This window comes from Pseudomonas sp. AC169, assembly GCF_979258515.1.
Window position 1 is genome coordinate 6,660,607 of the sequence record NZ_OZ409866.1, and the last position, 23,377, is coordinate 6,683,983.

Below are 23,377 nucleotides of genomic sequence, written 5' to 3' on the forward strand. Positions count from 1 at the left end.
GCAGATTGCCACCCGCGAATCCACCTGCACGCCAAGACTGATCAAGTGCCGGGCCAAGCGATTAGCGCGTTCGTTCAACTGCGTGTAGCTCAATGCCTGATCGCCGGCAATGACCGCCGCAGCCTCCGGCGAACGCTGCACCTGCGCCTCGAACAAACCATGCAGCGTCTGCTGCAAATCGTAATCGACGGCGGTGTCGTTGAGGCCGAACAGCAACGTCTGCTGCTCCTCGTCCGACAACACCGTCAGGCGATTCAACGCGTGCTGCGGTGCGTGCTCCAATGCTTCAACCAGTGCGATCAGCGCGTTGTGCATGTACTGGCCGATGCGTGCCGCACCAATGCGCGAGGGAGTCATCACCGTCAGTTCGAAACCGCTGCCGAGATCGTCGACGTTGAGGGTCAACGGGTAATTGGTGCGCTCCTCGCCGGCAAGGGCTTCAATGCCTTGCCAAGCCTCACGCTTGGCGTCTTGGCGGACGTCACTGTCGCTGTGCCGGTAGTTGAGCATCGCGCTGAACAACGGCGACGGCGCCGCAACACCGCTGCAACGCTGGGCCAGCGCCAGCGAAGCATGTTCGTGGGCCAACAGCGCACTGAGCCGTGCATGCGTCGCCTTGACCCCGGCGCGCACGTTGCTTTCGTCGACATCCACACGCAATGGCAAGGTGTTGATGAACATGCCCAAGCCGCGATCCGCGCCCGCCCCGCCCTGCATGCGGCCCAGCAGCACCGTGCCGAACACCACCCGCTCCTGACCGGACGTCGCCGCCAGCACCTGTGCCCAAGCGAGATGGAACAGACTGGCGACGCTCACGCCGAGTAACCGCGCCTGACTGCGCAGACGTTGCGCCACCACGGCGGGCAGCGGCTGACAGACTTCCTCGATGTCGTTACCGTCGCCGTGGACATCCTGCAAACCGAACGGCAGTGTCGGTTCGTCGATGTCGCCGAGCATCTCGCGGAAGAACGCTTCGTGCTCTTGCTCGCTGACGCCGAGGCGGGTCTGCGCAACATAATTGCGGTACGGCACCGCTGCCTCCGGCAACTGCTCATCGCCCTGCAAAATCGCCTGTATTTCGTCGCTGACCACCGCCAGCGCGGTGTGATCCATGGCGATGTGGTGGAACAACAGCATGGCGACGACACGCTGATTGTCCGGGTCGAGGGCATACACCAGACGCAGCAGCGGTGCCTGATCCAGGTCCAGACGCCAGTGCCGCGCATCGAAGCGCGCGCGCAGTTGATCGATGGCCTCACCCTGCGCAGGCTCCAGCGCCACGGCCTGGACCGGCAGCTCAGCGCGGCGCCAGACCACTTGCACCGGCGTCGCCAAGCCTTGCCAGACCACGGAAGTGCGCAGGATGTCGTGACGTGTCATGACCTGACGCAACGCCGCCGCGAACGCCTGAAAACGTTCGAGGCTGTCGAACGCCAGGCACGATTGCAGCAGGTACGGATCGCCCTGAGCCGCGCTGAGGTGGTGATACAGAATCCCCTCCTGCAACGGCGCCAGCGGATAAATATCCTGCACATTGGCCGCACCTCCCGGCACCGTGGCGACAATGCGTTCGATACTGGCCTGATCCAGTTGCACCAGCGGCAGCATGTCCGGGGTGATCTGCGTGCAATCGGCGGCAATCAGATTGTCCGGCACGGCGACCTCGCGACCGCTGCCCACCGCCGCCGCCAGCGCGGCCAATGTCGGTTGGCTGAACAGCACGCGCACGTCGGTGCTCAGATCGACCTGACGCATGCGTTCGATCAGCGTCACCGCCAGCAACGAATGCCCGCCCAGTTCAAAGAAGTTGTCGTGGCGACCGACCTGCTCGACCTTGAGCACGTCAGACCATATTTGCGCCAGGGCGATTTCCACCGAACCCTGTGGCGCGGCGTATTCGCGGCTCAGCCACGCCGTTTGATCCGGCTCCGGCAAGGCCTTGCGGTCGAGTTTGCCGTTGGCGGTCAGCGGCAGCGATTGCAGGCGCACGTAAGCGGCAGGCACCAGCGCTTGCGGCAACTGCGCCTGCAGATGACTGCGCAAATCCTCGATCTCGACATTCAGGCGTTCGGTAAACCACGCCAGCAACTGGCTGTCGCGCACCAGCACCACGCAATCCTGCACCGCTTCGTGACCGCTCAATGCCGCTTCGATTTCCCCCAGTTCGATGCGCATGCCGCGCAGTTTGACCTGATCATCGTTGCGTCCCAGAAATTCGATTGTGCCGTCGGCGAGCCAGCGTGCGAGGTCGCCGGTGCGGTACATGCGCGCCTGCGGTTCGTCGCTGAACGGATCGTCGAGGAAGCGTTCGGCGCTCAGTTCGGGGCGATGCAGATAACCGCGCGCGACACCGGCGCCGCCGACATACAACTCGCCAGCGACACCGACCGGTACGGGCCGCTGCTGGTCGTCAAGCAGGTAAATCTTCGCGTTGGCCATCGGCCGACCGATATGCAACACCTGCCCGGCCTCGACCGCGCCGGAGGTGGCAACCACCGTGGCTTCGGTCGGGCCGTAGTTATTGATCACCGCGAAAGTCTGCTCGCGGGGGAACTGGCGCAGTTTGTCGCCACCGATCAACAGCGTGCGCAAGGTCGGGTGGCCGAGGTCGCGACTGAACGCGTATTCGGCGACGGGCGTCGGCAGGAAACTCACCTGCAACGGCTGCGCGCGCCACCATTCCAGCAACTCGTCGAGGTGCTCGTTACTCACCGATTGCGGTGGCAGATGCAGGGTCGCGCCGACACACAGCGCCGGCCAGACCTCCCACGCCATCGCATCGAAACCGAAACCGGCGACACTCGACGTGTGGCTGCCAGCGCGCAGGTCAAAGGCGCCATTGTGCCAATGCACGAGGTTTTCCAGCGTCGCGTGTTCGACCATTACGCCTTTCGGTTGGCCGGTGGAACCCGAGGTGTAGATCACATAGGCCAGATGCGCCGGGGTCAGCGTCGGTACTTGCGGATTGCTCTCGGACAAGTGCTGCCAAGTGGGATGGTCCAGATCAATCAACGGCACAACGCCAAGCAAATCAGCCGTCGCAGCCTGCGCCAGCACCGCCATCGGCGCGCTGTCCTGCAGCAGATAGGCGATGCGTTCCGCCGGGTACGCCGGATCGACCGGCACATAAGCGGCGCCGGCCTTGAGGATCGCCAGCAGCGCAACGAGCATGTCCGGGCCACGGCGCAGACACACGGCGATGCGGTCGTCGGGCTGCACGCCGAGCCCGAGCAAGTGATGGGCCAGACGATTGGCGCGCTGATTGAGCTGAGCGTAGGTCAGTTGCCGGGCGCCTTGAACCACTGCCGGTGCATCTGGTTGCTGCTCGGCCTGAGCCTCGACCAGGCGGTGAATCGTCGCGCCACGCGGATAAGCCGCTGAGTGCTGGTTGAAGCCGGCCAGCAGGTGTTCGTATTCCGTCACCGAGAGCACTGGCAAACGGTTGAGCGGACGTTGCGGTGCTTCTTCCAGTGCCGTCACCAGATGTTCGAGTGCGGTGTGCATGTAACTGCAAATCCGTTGCGCACCGATCTCGGCGACTGCCAGTACGTCGAGGGCAAACCCTTCGCCCAGATCATCCACCGACAGAGTCAGCGGATAGTTGCTGCGCTCCTCACCGCCAAGCATGCGCACGCCCTGCCAGATGCCCTGACCGTCGCGCGGCTGTTGTGCGGCGGCGCTGTGGCGGTAGTTGAGCAAGGCGCTGAACAGCGGCGCGGAACCGGCCATGCCAGTGCATCGTTGAGCCAGCGCCAACGAGGCGTGCTCATGGCCGAGCAACGCCGTCAGCCGCGCATGGGTGGACTTCACCCCGGCGCGTACGCCTTCAGCGAGATCAACTCGCAGCGGCAAGGTATTGATGAACACCCCCAGCGTGCGGTCGGCGCCCTCACCGCCCTGCATCCGCCCCATCAACACGGTGCCGAACACCACGTCGCGGCGGCCGGAGACCACGCCCAGCACCTGCGCCCAGGCCATGTGCATCAGGCTCGCCGGGCTGACCCCCAACTGCCGGGCCTGTTCACGCAGGCGCAGATTGAGCCCGGCATCGACCGCTTGCAGCGCTTCTTCGATGCCACGTCCGTCGCCCTGCACATCCTGCAGACCGAAGGGCAAGGTCGGCTCGTCGATATCGCCAAGCATCTCGCGGAAGAACGCTTCGTGCGCCTGCTCGTCGGCGCCCAAGCGTGCCTGCGCCACGTAATTGCGGTAAGGCATCGGCGGCGTCAGCGTGTCGATCCTTTCGAACATCAACGCGTGCATTTCCCGGCCGATCACGTCCATGGCGGTGTGGTCGAGAATCGAGTGATGGAACAACACGATGGCGACGACTTGCTGTTGTGCCGGATCCTCGGCGTAGACCATGCGGATCAACGGTGCCTGATTGAGGTCGAGGCGGAAATGCCGGGCATCGAAACGCGCATGCAACTGCTCGAGAATGTCGCCGTCCTGCGCATCCAGCGGCACCTTTTGCACGACCATCTGCGCCTGACGCCAGACCACTTGCTGCGGGCTGGGCAAGCCTTCCCAGACTACGCTGGTGCGCAGAATGTCGTGGCGCGCAATGACCTGCTGCAAGTGCGCGGCAAAGGTCTGTAAACGTTCGAGGCTGTCGAAAGCCAGACGCGATTGCAGCAGATACGGATCGCCCTGCTCGGCACTGAGATGGTGATAAAGAATGCCTTCCTGCAACGGTGCCAGCGGATAGATATCCTGCACGTTGGCAGCGCCGCCCGGGACCGTCGCGACGATGCGCTCGATGCTGGCCTGATCGAGTGTGGTCAGGGTCAACATCTCTGGGGTGATGTGCGTGCAATCGGCCGCAATCAGATTGGCCGGCACTGCGATCTCCCGGCCACTGCCCAAGGCACGCGCCAGTGCAGCCAGGCTCGGCTGATTGAACAGCACGCGCACATCGGCGCTCAAACCGGCCTGACGCATGCGTTCGATCAGGCTCACCGCCAACAGCGAATGGCCGCCGAGTTCGAAAAAATTGTCGTGACGGCCAATCTTCTCGATGTTGAGTACGTCGGCCCAGATCTGCGCCAACGCGATCTCGACCGGGCCTTGCGGCGCTGCATATTCACGGCTGAGCCACGCATCCTGATCCGGTTCGGGCAAGGCCTTGCGGTCGAGTTTGCCATGGGCGGTCAGCGGCAGGCTGTCCAGGCGCACATAAGCCGCCGGCACCAATGTGTCGGGCAGTCGTGCTTGCAGATGCTGATGCAAGTCGCCGATCTCGACCGATTTGATTGCGGTGAACCAGGCGACCAAACGCCCGTCACGCACCAGCACCACGCATTCGCGGACCGCGGCGTGAGCGCTCAGCGCCGCTTCGATTTCCCCGAGTTCAATGCGCACGCCGCGCAGTTTCACCTGATCGTCGTTGCGCCCGAGGTATTCGATATTGCCGTCAGCCAGCCAGCGCGCGAGGTCACCGGTGCGGTACATCCGTGCGTGCGGCTCGTCGCTGAACGGGTCGTCGAGGAACTGTGTGGCGGTCAAATCCGGGCGATTCAGATAGCCGCGTGCAACCCCGGCGCCACCGACATACAACTCGCCCTGCACACCGGTCGGCACGGGCTGTTGCTGGCGATCCAATAGATAAATCCGCGCATTGGCGATTGGCCGGCCGATGTGCAAAATCCGCCCGGGTTCGATGCGCCCGGAAGTCGCTACCACCGTGGCTTCGGTCGGGCCGTAGTTATTGATCACGTCGAACGTCTGCTCACGCGGGAACTGCCGCAACTTGTCGCCACCGATCAGCAGCGTACGCAGGGTCGGATGGCTCAGCTCGCGACTGAACGCGTATTCGGCCACCGGGGTCGGCAGAAAGCTCACCTGCAACGGCTGCGCGCGCCACCACTCGAGCAATTCATCGAGGTGTTCATTTTTGATCGCGGGCGGCGGCAGATGCACGGTCGCGCCGACGCACAGCGCTGGCCAGACTTCCCAGGCCATGGCATCGAAACCACAACCGGCGACGCTGGCAGTGTGGATACCGGCGTGCAGGTCGAAGGCTTCGGCGTGCCAGTGCACGAGGTTTTCCAGGGTACGGTGCTCGACCATCACGCCTTTCGGCTGCCCGGTAGAACCCGAGGTGTAGATCACGTAGGCCAGATTCGCCGGCGTCAGCCCCGGCCGTTGCGGATTGCTGTCAGGCAGGTGGCGCCAGTCGCTGGCGTCCAGATCAATCACCGGGACAACGCCGAGCAGGTCGCGCGTCGACGCCTGTGCCAGCACCGCGATCGGGTCGCTGTCCTGCAACAGGTAGGCAATACGTTCTGCCGGATAATCCGCATCGATCGGCACATAACCCGCGCCAGCCTTGAGAATTGCCAGCATTGCAACAAGCATGTCCGGGCCGCGACGCAGGCACAGCGCGACGCGGTCATCGCCTTGTACCCCGAGGCCGATCAAGTGATGAGCGAGACGATTGGCGCGCTGATTCAGTTCGCGGTAGCTGAGCTGTCGCTCGCCCTGCACCACCGCCAGCGCCTCGGGATGCGCCAACACTTGCGCTTCAAAGAGACGCGGCACTGTCTGCGCGGGCGGATATTGACGACCGCTGATATTGAAGCCGACCAGTACCCGCTGCCGCTCACTTGGCGACACAATCGACAGCTGCTGCAACGGCGCCGTCGGCGTGTACTCCAGCGCCGTGACCAGGCTGTGCAATGCGGTTTGCAAGTAATCGCAGACCCGTGCGCCATCAACCTGCGGCACGGCTTGCACGCTCAAGCGGAAACCTTCGCCGAGATCGTCGACACTGACCACCAGCGGATAGTTGCTGCGTTCGCGGGAGCTGAGAATCTGCACGCCGTCCCACGTTACAGCGGCCGACTCCGGCGCACTGTGGCGGTAGTTGAGCAAGGTGCTGAACAGCGCCTGCGAACCGGCGACAGCGCTGCAACGCTGGGCCAGTGCCAGCGAGGCTTGCTCATGGCCAAGCAACTGCGCCAGACGCGCATGGGTGGCACGCACGCTGCTTTCTACCGAGTCCGCCCCGACGCTGACGCGCAACGGCAAGGTGTTGATGAACATGCCCAACGCCCGATCAGCGCCCTCGCCGCCCTGCATCCGCCCGAGTAATACGGTGCCGAACACCACGTCTTGCTGGCCGGAAACCTGCGCCAACACCTGAGCCCAGGCCTGATGCACCAGACTCGCGACGCTCACACCCAACCGCCGCGCCTGCTCGCGCAGACGTTGGCCGAGGCCGGCGTCCAGTTCGGCATGGCTGTCGAGGATGGCGCTGCCGTCGCCATGGACGTCTTGCAAACCGAAGGCAACCGTCGGTTCGTCGATATCGGCGAGCATCTCGCGGAAGAACGCCTCATGGGCCTGATCATCAACGCCGAGCCGCGCCTGCGCGACAAAGTGGCGGTATTGCACCGGCGGCGGCAGGTCGCTGCTGCGACCAAGCATGACGTCGTTCATTTCCGTGACCAGCACTTCCAGCGCGGTGTGATCGAGAACGATATGGTGCATCAGGAGGATGCCGATCCAGCGCTGGTTAGGCTGATCTTCGGTGTAGACAAAGCGCATCAGCGGCGCGCGATTGAGGTCCAGACGATAGTGGCGTGGATCGAAACGCGCCTGCATCTGCTCGAGCACGTCGCCGTCGAGTTCATCGGCATCGACGCGTTCCAGTGCCAGTGGTGCTTCACGCCAAACCACTTGCACCGCCTCTTCCAATCCTTCCCAGACGATGCCGGTGCGCAGAATGTCATGGCGCTTGATCACGCCATTCAAGGCACGGACAAAATCCTTGATCTGCGCCAGACCGTCGAAGGCGAATTGCGCCTGCAACACATACGGATCGCCGGCGCTGGTGGCCAGATGGTGATAGAGAATCCCCGCCTGCAACGGCGCCAGACCGTAGATGTCCTGCACATTGGCGATGCCGCCCGGCACAGTTGCAACGACGCGGTCGATCGCGGCTTGATCGAGATTGGCCAGCGGCAGCATCGCCGGAGTAATGCGCGTACAACCCGGTTCGATCTGGTTGTCGGGAACGACGATGCCGCGCTCGCTGCTCAAGGTCGCTGCCAGTGCCGCCACGCTCGGCTGCCCGAACAGCACGCGCACGTCACAGTGCAGATCCTGTTGGCGCATGCGCTCTATCAGCTTGACCGCCAGCAACGAATGACCACCCAGTTCGAAGAAGTTGTCGTGACGACCGACCTGCTCGACACCGAGCAAGGTTTGCCAGAGCCCGGCGATCAGATTTTCCACGGCGCCAACCGGCGCTTCGAAACCACGATGGGCGAATGCATCACTGTCCGGTGCCGGCAAGGCTTTGCGATCAAGCTTGCCGTTGGTGGTCAGCGGGAAGGCCTCGAGGCGCACAAACGCGCTTGGCACCATGTAGTCAGCCAGCGTGGCCAGCAAATGATCGCGCAATTGCGCCACGTCAGGCGCGGCGCTTTCGTCAGCCAGCCAGTAGGCAACCAGACGTTGATCACCGGGGCTGTCCTCACGGGCGATGACCACGGCTTCACGCACACCTTCACAAGTAGATAGCCGCGCTTCGATTTCGCCCAGTTCGATACGGAAACCGCGAATTTTCACTTGGTCGTCGTTGCGCCCCAGGTATTCGAGGCTGCCATCTGCCGCCCAGCGCGCGAGGTCACCGGTTTTATACAACCGTGCCTCGGCGTTTTCGCTGAACGGATCATTGATAAAGCGCTCGGCGGTCAATGCCTCGCGATTCAGATAACCGCGCGCCACACCCGCGCCACCGACGTACAACTCGCCAATCACCCCGGCTGGAACGGGTTCACGCTGAGCATCGAGGACATAAAGTTGCAGGTCGGGAATGCGCACGCCAATCGGGCTGACGCCGAGCAACTGTGCGTCGGCGGCTTGCAGCGGTCGATACGTCACGTGCACCGTGGTTTCGGTGATGCCGTACATGTTCACCAGCCGCGTTCCGGCATTGCCGACCCGCGCATACCACGGTTTGAGCAGGCCCGGCTCCAGCGCTTCGCCGCCGAAAACAACTTCCCGCAACGAGTGTTGATGCGGACTGCGGCCCTGGGCGGCGATCAGTTGGCGGAACGCGCTCGGCGTCTGGTTGAGCACGGTCACGCCGGTCTGGCAGAGCAATGCATAGCAGTCGTCCGGCGAGCGGCTGACGGCTTGCGAAATCAACAGCAGTTGCCCGCCGAACGCCAGCGCGCCCCAGATTTCCCACACCGAAAAGTCAAAGGCGAAGGAATGGAACAGCACCCAGATATCTTGTTGATTGAACTGGAACCAGTCATCGGTGGCAGTGAACAAGCGCGCCACGTTGCGATGCTCGACCATCACGCCTTTGGGCAGACCAGTGGAACCGGAGGTGTAGATCACGTAGGCCAGATGCGCGGGGGTCAGTTCGGGAATCTGCGGATTGCTGTCGAGTTCGGCTTTGAGGTGAGTGCTGTCGAGATCGATCTGCGGCACATCGAGAGCGGCCACGCGATCGCGGGTCGCTGCCTGCATCAGCAGCGCTGCCGGGGCGCTGTCCTGCAAGGTGAAGCTGATTCTGTCGAGCGGATAGGCCGGATCGATCGGCACATAACCGGCGCCTGCCTTGAGCACACCGAGCACGCCGATGATCATTTGCGGGCCGCGTTCGACGCAGATTGCCACGCGGTCATCCGGGCGGATGTTCAGGGCCAGCAGATGATGCGCAACCTGATTGGCGCGACGGTTGAGCTCACCGTAGCTGAGCGTCTGCCCCTCGAAAATCAGCGCCGTAGCATCAGGCCGGGCCTGTGCATGGGCTTCGAATTGCTGGTGAATCAGTGGGGTTTGCGGGAACTGTGCCAGCGGCGAATTGACGCCGCGCAGCAGGTGTTCGCGTTCGCTCGCCGGGAGGATGCGCAGGGTTTGCAGCGGCACATCGGCGCCGGTTTGCAGGGCCGTAAGCAGACTCTCCAGCGCCGTGTGCAGGTACGCGGCCATGCGCTCGGCACCCAGCGCCGCATCTGCCAGTGCGGTGATGCGCAAGTCAGCGCCGAGGTCATCGATGTTGACGGTCAGCGGGTAGTTGGTGCGCTCGCGGGCACCCAATACCTGCACACCGGGGGCAATGTCGACCACGTCAGCGACTTCTTCGACGCTGCTGTGCCGATAGTTGAGGATCGCGCTGAACAGCGGCGTCGGCACCGCGACGGCGCTGCAGCGTTGTGCCAACGCCAGCGAAGCTTGCTCATGCGCCAGCAACGCAGTCAGGCGCTGATGGGTCGCCCGCACGCCGGCACGCACGCTTTGCGCGCCGACATCAACCCGCAGCGGCAAGGTGTTGATGAACATGCCCAACGCCTGCTCGCCGCCCTCGCCCGCGTCCATCCGCCCCAACAGCACGGTGCCGAACACTACCGCCGTGCGCCCGGACAATTGCCCCAGCACCCGCGCCAACGCCAGGTGCGTCAGACTCGCGACGCTGACGCCGAGCTGCCGCGCCTGCTCACGTAACTGTTGGCTCAAGCGGCTGTCGAGCATCAAAGAAGCTTCTTCAATGGCATGACCGTCGCCCTGCACATCCTGCAAGCCACAGGGCAATGTCGGCTCGTCGATGTCGGCGAGCATGTCGCGGAAAAACGCTTCCTGCGCCTGCTGATTGCCGGCATTGCGCGCCATCGCCAAGTGATCGCGATACGGCACGGCCGCAGGCACTTGCGCGGTCTGCCCGAGCAGACAAGCCTGGATTTCCCGGCGCAGCACATCCAGCGCCACGTGGTCCATGATCATGTGATGAAACAGCAGCAGCGCCACCACGCGGCCCTGAGCAGGATCCTGCGCATAGACCATGCGCAGCAACGGCGCCTGCTGCATGTCGAGGCGAAAATGCTGCGGGTCGTGGCGTTCGAGCAGTTGCGTCAGCACGTCGGCGCCACTGTCGACGCTGACTTCCTCACACACCAGCGGCGCCTCGCGCCAGACCACTTGCACCGCTTCGTCGAGGTATTCCCAGACGAACGAAGTGCGCAGAATGTCGTGACGTTTGACCACCCAACGCAGCGCGTCGGCGAAGGCGTCCAGCCGCTCAGGGCTGTCGAACACGAAGCGCGCCTGAGAGATGTAAGGATCGCCGGCAGCGGCCGAGAGATGGTGATACAGCATGCCCTCCTGCAACGCGGACAACGGATAAATGTCCTGCACATTGGCGGCGCCACCCGGCACGGTGGCGACGATGCGGTCAAGCGTGTCCTGATTCAGCTTCACCAGCGGCAGCATGTCCGGAGTGATGCGAAACGCAGGACTCAGCCAGTCGCCGCCGTGTTGGGCGACCAACTCCAGCAACTGTGCCTTGTGCGCCGAAAGGCTGTCCCACAACGCGTCGTCCAGCGCGTCGTCGCTGCCCAGAATGACCAGGTCTTCATCTTCCTGTTGAAGGCGGATCGCATGGGTGGAAATGGCAGCCATCAGTTCGCTGAAATGCATGAGGTAACCTGCTGTAAATACGGAAAAAAGGAGCGCGCAGCAGCGAGTCCGTGCACGTGGCGCGCAGCCTGGAAAAACTAAAACATCGGGGCGTGGGTGTCTGACATGGGAAGCGGGGACAAGCCGCGTGCTTGAGCACCGCAAGCCCCCTGTGGGAGCGAGCAAGCTCGCTCCCACAGGGTTTGGGTGCGCCGTCAGAGCCGGCGTTTGCGGTTGAGGTTGGGGATGGTGGTCGGGGCGATCTCGACATGCTTCGCCTGCCGCGAGGTCTGGGCCGCCAGCGCCGACAGCGTCGGCTGGCTGAACAGCGTGCGCGCGTCGACATGCAGGCCGGCCAGACGCATGCGCGCGACCAGACTGACCGCCAGCAACGAATGTCCGCCCAGCTCGAAGAAGTTGTCGTCGCGCCCGACCTGCTCGACCTTGAGCACCTGCGCCCAGATCTGCGCCAGGGCCGTTTCCACGTCGCCTTCGGGTGCCGCATAAGGCCGACTGAGCAGCGCCTCCGCCCCCGGTTCCGGCAACGCCTTACGGTCAATTTTGTCGTTGGGCGTCAAGGGCAATGCCGCCAGCATCACGTAGGCACCAGGCACCATGAACTCCGGCAAGCGCGCCAACACATGCGCGCGCAACGCTTCAAGCGTCGGTGCTGCCTGCTCGGCGCGCACGCTGTAATACGCCACCAGTCGCTCGTCGCGCACCAGCACCACCGCCTCGCGGATGGCCGGGTGTTCAAGCAGCCGCGCTTCTATCTCGCCCAGCTCGAGACGCACCCCGCGCAGCTTGACCTGGAAGTCATTGCGACCGAGGAATTCGAGATTGCCGTCAGCGTCGTAACGCACCAGATCGCCGGTGCGATACAAGCGATCACCGGCCACGAATGGACTGTCGATAAAGCGCTCGGCCTGCAATTGCGGCAGTCCCAGATAGCCCCGCGCCACGCCCACCCCGCCAATGTGCAAATGCCCGCTGACGCCAAACGGCACCGGTTGATCGCCGGCATTGAGCACATACAGGCGCGTGTTGCTCAGCGCCTTGCCGATTGGCACCACTGTCGGCGGCACCGGCTCGCCGGGTTGCAGCGTCCAGCCACTGCTGTCGACCGTGGTTTCGGTCGGCCCATAGACGTTGTGCAGGCGCACCCACGGCAGGCGCTCGCGCACTTGCCGAGCAAGCGCAACGGTCAACTCACCGCCACCGTTGAGCACGTCGGTGAGGCTGGTGCACTGGCTGACATCGCCCTGTTCGATGAACTGCTGCAACAAGGCCGGCACGAACTTCACCACGGTAATGTTCTGCTCGCGGATCACTTGCGTGACATACGCCGAATCGCGATTGCCATCGGCCCGCGCCAGCACCAGGCGCATGCCCGAGCACAGCGGCCAGAAAATCTCCCACACCGAACTGTCGAAACTGTACGAGGCCTTTTGCAGCAATGCCCCATGCTCGGTCGGCGGCGACAACTGTGAGCCCCAATGCACCATGTTGCAGGCGCTGCGGTGCTCGATCATCACGCCTTTGGGCGTGCCGGTGGAGCCGGAGGTGTAGATCATGTAGGCCAGACTCGTCGCGCCGAGACCGGGTACCTGCGGATTGTCGTGCGGCTGGTCCTGCCAGGCGCCGAGGTCGAGATCGATCAACGGCACGTCAGAATCGCCAAGCAGATCACGCGTCGCGGCATGCACCAGCAGCGCTACCGGTGTGCTGTCCTGCAACATGTAGTTCAGGCGTTGCAGCGGATAATCCGGATCGAGCGGCACATAAGCACCGCCGGCCTTGAGAATGCCCAGCAGACCGATCACCAGTTCCGGCCCGCGCTCGACGCAGATTGCGACTCGCGAATCCGGTTGTACGCCGAGCCCGCGCAGGTGATGAGCCAAGCGATTGGCTTGCTCATTCAACTCGCGATAGGTCAGGCGCTGTTCGGCGAACTGCACGGCGATGGCATCCGGCTTGCGCTGCACCTGTTGTTCGAACAGCGCCTGAAGCGGCTGGTCTATGGGGCAGTTGACTTCAGTAGCGTTGAACTCGATCAGCAGCCGTTGCTGTTCTTCCTGCGGTAACAACGGCAGGCTGTTCAGCGGCTGCTGCGGTGTGTTCTCTAGCGCCTCGACCAACCCGCTCAAAGCTGCTTGCACGTAAGCGCAAATCCGTTGCGCGCCGATGCTCGACAGGGTTCGGGTGGTCAAACGCAAGCCCGTGCCGAGGTCATCGACACTCAGGGTAAACGGGTAATTGGTGCGTTCCTCGTTGGCCAGGGTCTCGATGCCCTGCCAGGTCTGCCGGGAGGTTTTTTGCTCGACATCATCGCTGTGCCGATAGTTGAGCAAGGCGCTGAACAACGGCGCTGGCGCAGCAACGCCGCTGCACCGCTGGGCCAGCGCCAGGGACGCGTGTTCATGGGCGAGCAAAGCGGTCAGGCGTGCATGGGTGGATTTCACCGCTGCACGCGCACCCTCGCCGACATCGACCCGCAGCGGCAAAGTGTTGATAAACACACCCAGCGCCCGGTCGGCACCGGCGCCGCCCTGCATACGCCCCATCAGCACCGTGCCGAATACGACACTTTGCTGAGCCGAGGTTGCCGCCAGTACTTGCGCCCAGGCGAGGTGAATCAGGCTGGCGACACTCACGCCGGCCAGACGCGCCTGCTGCTGCAAGCGCTGATAGAGATCGCTCGCCAGCGCCTGCTCGGCTTCTTCGATGTTGCTGCCGTCGCCCTGCACGTTCTGCAAAGCGAACGGCAATGTCGGCTCGTCGATGTCGCCGAGCATCTGCCGGAAGAACGCTTCATGCTCCTGCTCACTCACGCCCAGGCGTGTTTGCGCCACATAGTTGCGGTACGGCACCGGTGCCGCCAGCGGTTCGCCGTGCCCGGACAGGCTGGCGTGAATTTCTTCACGCATCGCCTCCAGCGCAATGTGATCCATCGCCAGGTGATGGAACAGCAAGATGCCGACCACCCGGTTATGGGCGGGATCACGGGCATACATCAGCCGCAGCAGCGGGGCCTGACTGACATCAAGGCGATAGCGCCGCGCGTCGAAACGCGCGTGCAATTGATCGATGATCGCACCGCAGGCAGGATCGAACTCGACCTCCTGCACCGGCAGAATCGCCTCGCGCCACACCACCTGAACCGGTGACGTCAGCCCTTCCCAAACCACCGCCGTACGCAAGATATCGTGCCGCGCCATGACCTGACGCAGCGCAGCGGCGAAGGCCTCGACCCGTTCGAGGCTGTCGAATGCCAGCAATGATTGCAGCAGATACGGATCACCCTGCGCGGCAGTGATGTGATGATAGAGAATGCCTTCCTGCAACGGCGCCAACGGGTAGATGTCCTGCACATTGGCGGCACCGCCCGGCACTGTCGCGACGATACGCTCGATCATCGCCTGATCCAGTTGCACCAGCGGCAGCAGGTCTGGCGTGATGTGCGTGCAATCGGCCGCAATGCGATTGGCCGGCACCTCGACTTCACGTCCGCTGCCCTCTGCCGCCGCCAATGCGGCCAGTGTCGGTTGGCTGAACAACACGCGAACGTCGCTGCTCATGCCGATCTGGCGCATGCGTTCGATGAGGCCGACGGCTAACAAGGAATGCCCGCCCAACTCGAAGAAATGGTCGTGACGCCCTACCCGTTCGACCTGCAGGACCTCGGCCCAGATCTGCGCCAAGGCAATTTCGACGTCACCTTGTGGCGCCTCGTATTGACGGCGGATCAACGCTTCCGGCCCCGGTGCCGGCAATGCCTGGCGATCGAGTTTGCCGTTGGCGGTCAGCGGCAACGTCGGCAGGCGAATGTAGGCGGCCGGCAGCATCGCGGCTGGCAAACGGGAGCTCATGTGCGTGTGCAGTTGCAGGATGTCCAGTGCTTCGCGCTCGGTGAACCATGCCAATAATTGACCGTCGCGCACCAACACCACGGCCTCCTGCACCGCGTCATGGCTGGCCAGTGCCGCTTCGATTTCGCCTAACTCGACACGCACACCGCGGACTTTCACTTGGTCATCGTTGCGACCGATGTACTCAAGATTGCCGTCGGCGCGCCACCGCGCGAGGTCGCCGGTGCGATACATGCGCGCATCCGGCTGCGCACTGAACGGGTCGTCGAGGAAGCGTTCGGCGGTCAATTCCGGGCGATTCAGATAGCCCCGAGCGACCCCGGCGCCACCGACATACAACTCGCCGATGATGCCGATCGGCACCGGGCGCTGCTGATCATCGAGCAGGTAGGCGGTGGCATTGCTCACCGGTTTGCCGATGTGCAATGCCTGGCCCGGTGCGATCAGTCCTGAAGTGGCGACCACCGTGGCTTCGGTCGGGCCGTAGTTGTTGACCACCGCAAACGACTGCGCACGGTTGAACTGGCGCAGGCGATCACCGCCAATCAACAGTGTGCGCAAGGTCGGGTGATCGAGTTGTTTGCTGAAAGCGTATTCGGCAATCGGCGTTGGCAAAAAGCTCACGTCCAGCGGCTGCGCCCGCCACCAGGCGAGCAGCGCATCGATGTCTTCACTGCCTTCGCTTGCGGGCGACAAATGCAGCGTCGCCCCGGCACACAACGCCGGCCAGACCTCCCACGCCATCGCGTCGAAACCGAAGCCGGCGAGGCTCGAGGTGTGCTGGCCGGAGCCGAGCCCGAACGCCGCACAATGCCAGTCGACCAGATTGCCCAGCGTGCGGTGTTCGACCATCACGCCTTTCGGCAACCCGGTTGAGCCGGAGGTGTAAATCACATAGGCGAGGTGGCTGGTGCTCAAAGCCACCACGAGCGGATCGGTGAAGTTGTCGAGCGACCACTCGCGCCGATCAAGCTCGATCACCGGCAGCGCGGTGGCAGGCAAACGCTCGCGCAGATCGCTTTGGGTCAGCAGCGCCACCGGAGCGCTGTCGCTGAGCAGATAACTCAGGCGCTCGGGTGGATGCGCCGGGTCAATCGGCACATAAGCGGCGCCAGCCTTGAGAATCGCCAGCAGCCCGACCAATGTCTCCAGGCTTCTGCGCGCGACAATTGCGACCCTGTCATCGGGCCGCACACCGAGGCCCAGCAGATGATGAGCCAACGCATTGGCTTGCTGGTTCAGCTCGGCGTAAGTCAGCGACCGCCCCTGATAAGTGGCGACCACAGCGTCCGGCTGTTCGGCCACCCGGGATTGGAATCGCTGATGAATCAGTTGCCCCTGCGGATAACTGACGCGGGTGTCGTTCCACTCCTTGAGCAGGGCTAGCTCTGCCGGGCTATTGAGGTTGAAATCGGCGACGGACAACTGCGGTTGTTCCAGGCCTTGCTCCAGAATCAGCAACAAGCGCTCGGTGAATGCCGTGATCTCATCGGCCGCGAAATAGGCCGGCGAGTACACCAGATGCAACCAGGCCTTGTCGTTGAAACGATTGCTGCGCAGGTGGATGGCCAGCGGTGTCGCCTCGTGCTGGTTGGAGACTTTGACCACGTGCCCCGGCGCCTCAGCGTAACGGTAGTCATGGTCGTCCTGCTCGTAGGATACCGACAGCTCGAACAGTTGCGCGCGGTCTTCACGCAACAGGCCCAGCGCGCGGTTCATCTCGCTCAGCGGGTAGCGTTGATGGCGAAAATCCTGTTTCAGGCTATCGCCGATTGCCTTGATCAATTCAGCGAATGACAACGCTCGACCGAAGCCCATGTGCATTGCACTGACCTGGGTGAACAAGCCCAAGGTGCTTTTGAAACGGGCACCGGAGCGATTGAGAATCGGCAAGCCGACCACCCACTCGTCCCGTTGCGCGGTACGACTGAAATACACATGCAGCGCCGCCAGCAACACATGAAAGGCCGAACCGCCGAGGTGCCGCGCGGTGTCTTTCATGCGTTCATGCAGCAAGGCCGGAAAAGCCTCGACGTGAATGCGACTGGGCGCCGTTTCCGGGTCTAGGGGTTCGCGGTGACGGGGAATCAACAAGGGTTCGGGAAGGCTGCGGTACTTGTCCAGCCAGTAGCGCTGATCAAGCGCATAGCGTGGTGACTGGTGATAGCGTGCGTCATCTTCGATGAAGCCGACATAGGACGGTGCCGCCACATCTGGACGCTCGCCACGGGACAGCGCGCTGTAGATGTCGCCCACTGATTTGAACAGCAGACCAAACCCCCAGCCATCGATAATCAAGTGATGGGCCTGCGCCGCCAGCCAATAACGGTGATGATCGAGGCGAATCAGACAGAAGCGGAACAGCGCTTGCCCGCTCATCACGTACGCCTGCGCCATTTGCTCTTCGACCAGCGCCCGAGCCGCCGACTGTGGATCGGGGTGCCCGCTGAAATCGAACAGCGGCATGGCCACCGGCAACTTCTGTGCGAACCCTTGCAACGGCAACCCGTCGTGCCCGACGTCCGCCAGCAGCACGATGCGCAAGGCGTCGTTCGCTGCGACCAGGCATTCGAGTGCCGATTGCAGCAATGCCGGATCCAGCGGCCCGCTCAGTTCGACGTAACCGCCAATGTTATACAGCGGCGAATCACCGCGGCTCAGTTGGTCCAGCCAGATATCCCGCTGGGCAGCGGTCAGCGCGAATGTCTCGACAGGCACGGACAGATCGCCCGCCACGTTGGCAGAAGTAGGCTGCATAAGATCCTTCTCATGTGATTTTGCCAGTATTCAAGCATCGGCCCCGCCACCGACATGACACCTGAAACCCGGACAATCAACGCGGCGGGAGACGCCCGGCAGACGTTGCTGGCGCGGTAATCGCAGGCAAGATCTAAAAAATCGGAGAGGAAATACTGAAAAGCTTGTAGGAAAAAAACCACATACCAGCGCCGCTATTTGCCCGAGCACTGCCGATCAGAATTGATCATCGTCCGGGTTTCCGGGGCTAGAACGTGACTGAATAGTCACTCACGCTGGTACGCCTGAGTTCAGTGCTGTCAGAACCCCGGCGCCAACAATCAGAAATAGTGGCACTTTGTGTCCCTGTTTTCCCCTACAGACGTAGGACAAATCCATGGGCTTAAATCCCGCTCCAGATCGTGTTCAAGGAGAAAGGACGGCGTGGGCGGCTTTTGCATAGACGGCAGACGATTCAGTGAAGGTTCTGAACCAGGGATGACAAGGATATGAATCTGACCGGCAGTATTCGCAATATGGAAAACCCGCATTTCTACTGGCAACTGGGTGAACTGATTGCAAGCACGGGCAATGATCACTTTGCCACGAACATGTTCCAGTTGGTCGACACGCTGGTGCCGGTCAATCGGGTAGATCTCAGCGAGTGGACACTGGATGAGCGTCAGGCCAGCGTGGTCGACATCAAGCCGTTGGGCAGTGCCGGTCTGACGCAGACCTGCGCACCGGCCGATCCGCTGGACAGCCCCGACGATCACCCGTTGTTGCAGAAGATGATCGAGATGAACGACTCGCTGTTGATTCAACTGAAAGCCTCACTCCAGCCTCGCCACCCGCAACACAGCGTCCATCAATGCAATCTGGTCTCGCGCACCTCCAACCGGCGTTGCGTCATTTCGTTTTACCGACCGCATACCCAGCGAGTGTTTTCTCTGCCCGAACTGTCGTTTCTCAAGCGTCTGTCCGACACCTTGCTGCCTTTGATCGAACGCCATGCGCAGATCAGTCGGCAAATCCTCGCCCGGCAACCGCGCCAACCCTTGGCCGAGCTGGATCAGGCGCCACTGGCGCAGGTGTTCGATGAGCGCCTGGCGATCAGCGACATCGCCCTGTCGGTGCGTGAGAAAGAAGTCTGCCTGGGCTTGTTGACCGGCGGCACCGTGCCGCAAATGGCCGAACAACTGCGAGTCAAAAACAGCTCGATCGAGACGTACCTGAAACGCGCCACGGCCAAACTCGGGGTCAGTGGTCGCCATGGTCTGGCGAAATGGATGGCCGGAGCCTGAGCACAACGCTCTTTTAATGCATGAGGCAGTTCGATGTTGACGTTGCGACTTTCCCTGCTGTCCACGGCGCTGCTGATGGGCGGTTGCTCTTTGATTCCCGAGTATCAGCGGCCAGCTTCACCCACCGCCGCGCAGTATCCGACAGCGACACAAGCTGCAACGAGCACCGAGGACTGGCGCACGCTGTTCACTGATCCGGCGTTGCAACAACTGATCGAAAGCGCGCTGGTCAACAACCGCGATCTGCGCGTGGCGGCACTTAACGTCGAGGCATTCCAGGCGCAGTACCGCATTCAGCGCGCCGATCTGCTGCCGGCCGTGTCGGCCAATGCCGCAGGATCACGCCAACGGATGCCGCCGAGCGTGACCGGCAGCAAAGCGCTGATCAACTCGACGTACTCGGTCAACCTCGGCATCAGCGCCTATGAGCTGGACTTCTTCGGCCGCGTGCGCAGCCTCAGCGAGGAGGCCTTGCAGACCTGGCTCTCGACTGAAGAAGCACGACGCAGTGCCGAGCTGAGTCTGGTGGCCAACGTCGCCAACGCCTACCTGACCTGGCGCGCCGATCAGGAACTGCTGGAACTGACCCGCGACACCCTCGCCGCCGATGAACAGAGCCTGCACCTGACCACGCGCAACCGCGAGGCCGGCAAGTCTTCGGCGTTGGAGCAGGCGCAGGCGAAGACCAGCGTCGACAGTTCAAGGGCCAATCTGGCGCGCTACCAGCGGCAGGTCGCGCAGGACTTGAACAGCTTGACCTTGCTGGTCGGCGCACCGGTGCCCGAGGCCCTGCCCGGCCGTCCACTGGCCAGCGATCTGGTGCAACAACTGCCCGCCGGTTTGCCATCGGATCTGCTGCAACGGCGCCCGGACATTCTTCAAGCGGAATACAAATTGAAAGCCGCCAATGCCAATATCGGTGCGGCGCGGGCGGCGTTTTTCCCCAGTGTCAGCCTGACCGCTAATGCCGGCACCTCCAGTCGTGACCTGTCCGGATTGTTCGGCGCCGGTTCTGGGGCGTGGACCTTTCAGCCGCAGATCAACCTGCCGATTTTCAACGCCGGCAGCCTGCGCGCGAGCCTGGATTATTCGAAGTTGCAGAAAGACGTGGCAGTGGCCGAATACGAAAAATCCATTCAGACCGCATTCCAGGAAGTCGCCGACGGTCTCGCCGCACGCAGCACGTATCAGCAGCAATTGCAGGCGCAGCGCGATCTGGTAGAGGCCACGCAGACCTACTACAACCTGGCGCAGAACCGCTATCAGAATGGCGTCGACAGCAGCCTGACGTTCCTCGATGCGCAGCGCTCGCTGTTCAGTTCGCAGCAAGGCCTGATCACCGATCGCCTCGCGCAACTGGTCGCCGAGGTCAATCTGTACACCGCGTTGGGCGGTGGCTGGAGCGCCGATGAAGCGCGCGTGCAGTGAGCCTCCCGTCACTTTTTCTTACACCTTTTGTCGCTCGATCCTGCGCCGTGCGGCGATCCGTGGCCGGCCTCTGCCTTCAGTTTGGTATCATGCGCCGCTTTTACGGTTAACCCCCCGCCAGTCCTGCTGACTGACGGGCTGCAAAAGGCGGTATTAGATGACGGCTTTGTTGACTCGCCGCAAGGTGCTTGCGGGAATGGGCGTGCTCGGGCTAGGCCTGCTCGCCGGCTGCGACACCCGCGGCCAACTGTCGTACAAGTACGGCAAGGATCTGAGTAACAAGATCATGGGGCGCACCTTCAAACTGAAGAACACCGATGGCGAAACCATGACGCTGTCGAGCTTTCGCGGCATGATGCCGATGGTCTTCTTCGGCTTCACCCAGTGCCCGGCAGTCTGCCCGACCACCCTCGCCCGCGCGGCGAAAATCAAGAAGCTGATGGGCGCTGATGGCGACCGTTTGCAGGTGATTTTCATCAGCCTCGATCCCGAGCGCGATACGCCAGAAATCCTCGACGCTTACATGAAAGCCTTCGACCCGACCTTCGTTGCGCTCTACGGCACGCTTGAGGAAACCGCCGCCACCGCCAAGGAATTCGACGTGTTCTACGAAAAAGTCCCGGCCGGCGACACCTACACCATCTCGCACACTGCCACCAGTTACGTTTACGACTCCAACGGCGGCTTGCGCCTGGGTCTGTCCACCTCGCTTTCGGCAGAACAATGCACGGAAGATTTGCTTACTGTTATGGAGGTTTGCTGATGCAACCTGTGCTGAACCAGATCAAACACGTGGTATTGGGTCTTTCGCTGCTGGGCCTGGCATTCCAGGTCTCGGCGCAGACCAAGGTCGACGACGCCTGGGTCCGTGCCACCGTGCCGACCCAATCCGCCAGCGGCGCGTTCATGACCCTCACCGCCGACAGCGACAGCAAGTTGCTCAGCGTCGCGACGCCCGTGGCCAAAGACGTGCAGATCCACGAAATGACCATGAAGAACGACGTCATGAGCATGGGCCCGGTGAAGTTCGTCGAACTGCCGGCCGGCAAAGCCGTCAAGCTTGATCCGAACGGCTACCACGTGATGCTGATGGGGCTGACCGGTCAGTTGAAGGAAGGCGAAACAGTGCCGTTGACCCTGACCGTGGAAAACGCCAAGGGCGAGAAAGAGACCATCGAAGTCAACGCGCCGGTTCGCGCGCTGACCAACATGGAAGGTCACGATCACAGCAAAATGCACTGATCTGACTGAGCGGCAATAAAAAGGGGCGGCCTGATCGATGATCAGACCGCCCCTTTTTTGTTTTTGATCTGTGCCGAATTAACGCTTGCGGGCCAATGCCCTGCGCACGCTTTCTCGTGACATCCCCGAGCCGGAACGGGGAACGGCTTCAACAACGGTTGCCTTGGCCAACTGTTCCTTGCGCTTTTCCACCTCACGCCACTGGTAACCGAGATATCCGCCTGCCGCCACAATCCCCAGCCAACCGAAAACCGAACTGACGAAGAACCACAGCCCGAGGGTGATCCACACGGTTTTCGAGGTGAACAACTTCACACTGTCATCGACAGGCAGCGTTTCCACCGGCTCAACCGCTGCCTGCTGCGTCACCGGTACTCTATGCACGCCATCCAGATCAAAGCGCAAAGCGAAGTCCGCCCCGGCCACCGGAACGTCTAGCTGATTGCCTTCAGCACGATGCACACGAATTTCGCCATCGACGAGCGACATGGAGCTGAAACTAATCTGGGTTTCATAGTGAATCTCGCCGTTGACTTGGGTCACGACCGTTCGTTTTTGGCCAATGCGGGTGTCGCGCATGTCGATTCCTTGAGCGTTCCACGTCGGACGACATGCGAAGGGATAATCCGTTGGGCTCGAATGCTACTGAGTGGCTATTACGCTGTCCAGAAAGCGTGCCTCTAAGCTAAAGACCTAGGCGAAAATCCTCCGGCATGAGTCTGTTCGAGGCTATCACCCATAATGGAAAGCGTGCTTTACATCGGATAAATCTTCAGCGACCATGTAAAGGGTCTTTTACATAGGAAGTGAAGAATGAACCGCTATTACCTCGAATTGGGCGCAGCATTGATCATCTACATGCTGGTCCTGACAGCCTCATTGATTGCCTCGCAATACCTGATGGACGCCCCCATTGTGCTGCGCTCGGCCGTCGCACTGACGCCGATCATTCCGGCGGGACTGATGTGCTGGGCGATCGTGCGCAACATGCGGCGTATGGACGAAATGCATCTGCGCATCCAGTTTGAAGCGCTGGGCTTTGCCTTCGCCGCCTCGGCACTGCTGACCTTCAGCTACGGTTTTCTCGAAAACGTCGGCGCCCCGCACATTCCATGGACGTGTGTGTGGCCGGTGATGGGGCTGATGTGGATTGTCGGCCTGCAAATTGCACGACGCCGCTACCAATGAAAAACCGCCTCAAGGAATTGCGCGCCGAGCGCAAATGGTCGCAGGTTGATTTGGCGGAGCGCTTGAACGTGTCGCGCCAGACCATCAACGCCATCGAAAACGAACGCTACGATCCGAGTCTGCCACTGGCCTTTCAGATTGCCCGGGCGTTCGAGATGCCGATTGAAAGCATCTTTGATGATGGCGAATCCTGAATGG

Annotated in this window: 9 protein-coding genes (1 of these 9 cut by a window edge); 6 read left to right on the top strand and 3 right to left on the bottom strand. The window is 62.3% G+C overall.

The window, feature by feature from the left end; translation table 11 throughout:
• Together ACZZ0G_RS29600 and ACZZ0G_RS29605 are read right to left on the bottom strand one after the other, a co-directional pair.
• Positions 1-11,433, bottom strand: partial view of an amino acid adenylation domain-containing protein gene (locus ACZZ0G_RS29600; RefSeq protein WP_463558690.1) — the 5' portion only. It extends 1,584 nt beyond the left edge of the window; 11,433 of the gene's 13,017 nt are visible here — the first part of the coding sequence; its start codon is at positions 11,431-11,433; the stop codon falls past the left edge of the window.
• A gap of 194 nt (positions 11,434-11,627) precedes the next feature.
• Positions 11,628-18,038, bottom strand: coding sequence for an amino acid adenylation domain-containing protein (locus tag ACZZ0G_RS29605; protein WP_463558691.1), 6,411 nt, complete (start codon positions 18,036-18,038; stop codon positions 11,628-11,630).
• 488 nt (positions 18,039-18,526) lie between these two features.
• Here ACZZ0G_RS29605 and ACZZ0G_RS29610 point away from each other — a divergent pair, with 488 nt between their 5' ends.
• The 4 genes from ACZZ0G_RS29610 (at position 18,527) to ACZZ0G_RS29625 (ending at position 21,991) form a co-directional block, all read left to right on the top strand.
• The gene (locus ACZZ0G_RS29610) at positions 18,527-19,321 is read left to right on the top strand and encodes a helix-turn-helix transcriptional regulator (protein WP_463558692.1); all 795 of its coding nucleotides are present in this window, start codon (positions 18,527-18,529) and stop codon (positions 19,319-19,321) included.
• A 33-nt stretch (positions 19,322-19,354) separates the two neighbouring features.
• Positions 19,355-20,749: an efflux transporter outer membrane subunit gene (locus tag ACZZ0G_RS29615; RefSeq protein ID WP_463558693.1), complete on the top strand. Its 1,395-nt coding sequence runs from the start codon at positions 19,355-19,357 to the stop codon at positions 20,747-20,749.
• 157 nt (positions 20,750-20,906) lie between these two features.
• Positions 20,907-21,512 carry an SCO family protein gene (locus tag ACZZ0G_RS29620; RefSeq protein ID WP_008079652.1) on the top strand — a complete coding sequence of 202 codons (606 nt, stop codon included), beginning with the start codon at positions 20,907-20,909 and terminating at the stop codon, positions 21,510-21,512.
• The gene (locus tag ACZZ0G_RS29625) at positions 21,512-21,991 is read left to right on the top strand and encodes a copper chaperone PCu(A)C (protein ID WP_463558694.1); all 480 of its coding nucleotides are present in this window, start codon (positions 21,512-21,514) and stop codon (positions 21,989-21,991) included. The genes ACZZ0G_RS29620 and ACZZ0G_RS29625 overlap by 1 nt, the downstream gene beginning before the upstream one ends.
• A 78-nt stretch (positions 21,992-22,069) precedes the next feature.
• On the opposite strand, the gene ACZZ0G_RS29630 is transcribed toward ACZZ0G_RS29625, so the two are convergent.
• On the bottom strand, positions 22,070-22,570 hold the full coding sequence (locus ACZZ0G_RS29630) for a hypothetical protein (RefSeq protein ID WP_463558695.1): 501 nt from the start codon (positions 22,568-22,570) through the stop codon (positions 22,070-22,072).
• Positions 22,571-22,804: 234 nt separating this feature from the next.
• Here ACZZ0G_RS29630 and ACZZ0G_RS29635 point away from each other — a divergent pair, with 234 nt between their 5' ends.
• Together ACZZ0G_RS29635 and ACZZ0G_RS29640 are read left to right on the top strand one after the other, a co-directional pair.
• Positions 22,805-23,179: a hypothetical protein gene (locus tag ACZZ0G_RS29635; protein ID WP_102899169.1), complete on the top strand. Its 375-nt coding sequence runs from the start codon at positions 22,805-22,807 to the stop codon at positions 23,177-23,179.
• Positions 23,176-23,373 carry a helix-turn-helix transcriptional regulator gene (locus ACZZ0G_RS29640; protein ID WP_463558696.1) on the top strand — a complete coding sequence of 66 codons (198 nt, stop codon included), beginning with the start codon at positions 23,176-23,178 and terminating at the stop codon, positions 23,371-23,373. Before ACZZ0G_RS29635 ends, ACZZ0G_RS29640 begins: the two co-directional genes overlap by 4 nt.
• The last annotated feature ends 4 nt before the right edge of the window (positions 23,374-23,377 follow it).

Coding starts and splice junctions, on each gene's coding strand:
- ACZZ0G_RS29605 (WP_463558691.1), bottom strand. CDS start 18,038: ATGCAGCCTACTTCTGCCAACGTGGCGGGCGATCTGTCCGTGCCTGTC.
- ACZZ0G_RS29610 (WP_463558692.1), top strand. CDS start 18,527: ATGAATCTGACCGGCAGTATTCGCAATATGGAAAACCCGCATTTCTAC.
- ACZZ0G_RS29630 (WP_463558695.1), bottom strand. CDS start 22,570: ATGCGCGACACCCGCATTGGCCAAAAACGAACGGTCGTGACCCAAGTC.
- ACZZ0G_RS29620 (WP_008079652.1), top strand. CDS start 20,907: ATGACGGCTTTGTTGACTCGCCGCAAGGTGCTTGCGGGAATGGGCGTG.
- ACZZ0G_RS29640 (WP_463558696.1), top strand. CDS start 23,176: ATGAAAAACCGCCTCAAGGAATTGCGCGCCGAGCGCAAATGGTCGCAG.
- ACZZ0G_RS29615 (WP_463558693.1), top strand. CDS start 19,355: ATGTTGACGTTGCGACTTTCCCTGCTGTCCACGGCGCTGCTGATGGGC.
- ACZZ0G_RS29635 (WP_102899169.1), top strand. CDS start 22,805: ATGAACCGCTATTACCTCGAATTGGGCGCAGCATTGATCATCTACATG.
- ACZZ0G_RS29625 (WP_463558694.1), top strand. CDS start 21,512: ATGCAACCTGTGCTGAACCAGATCAAACACGTGGTATTGGGTCTTTCG.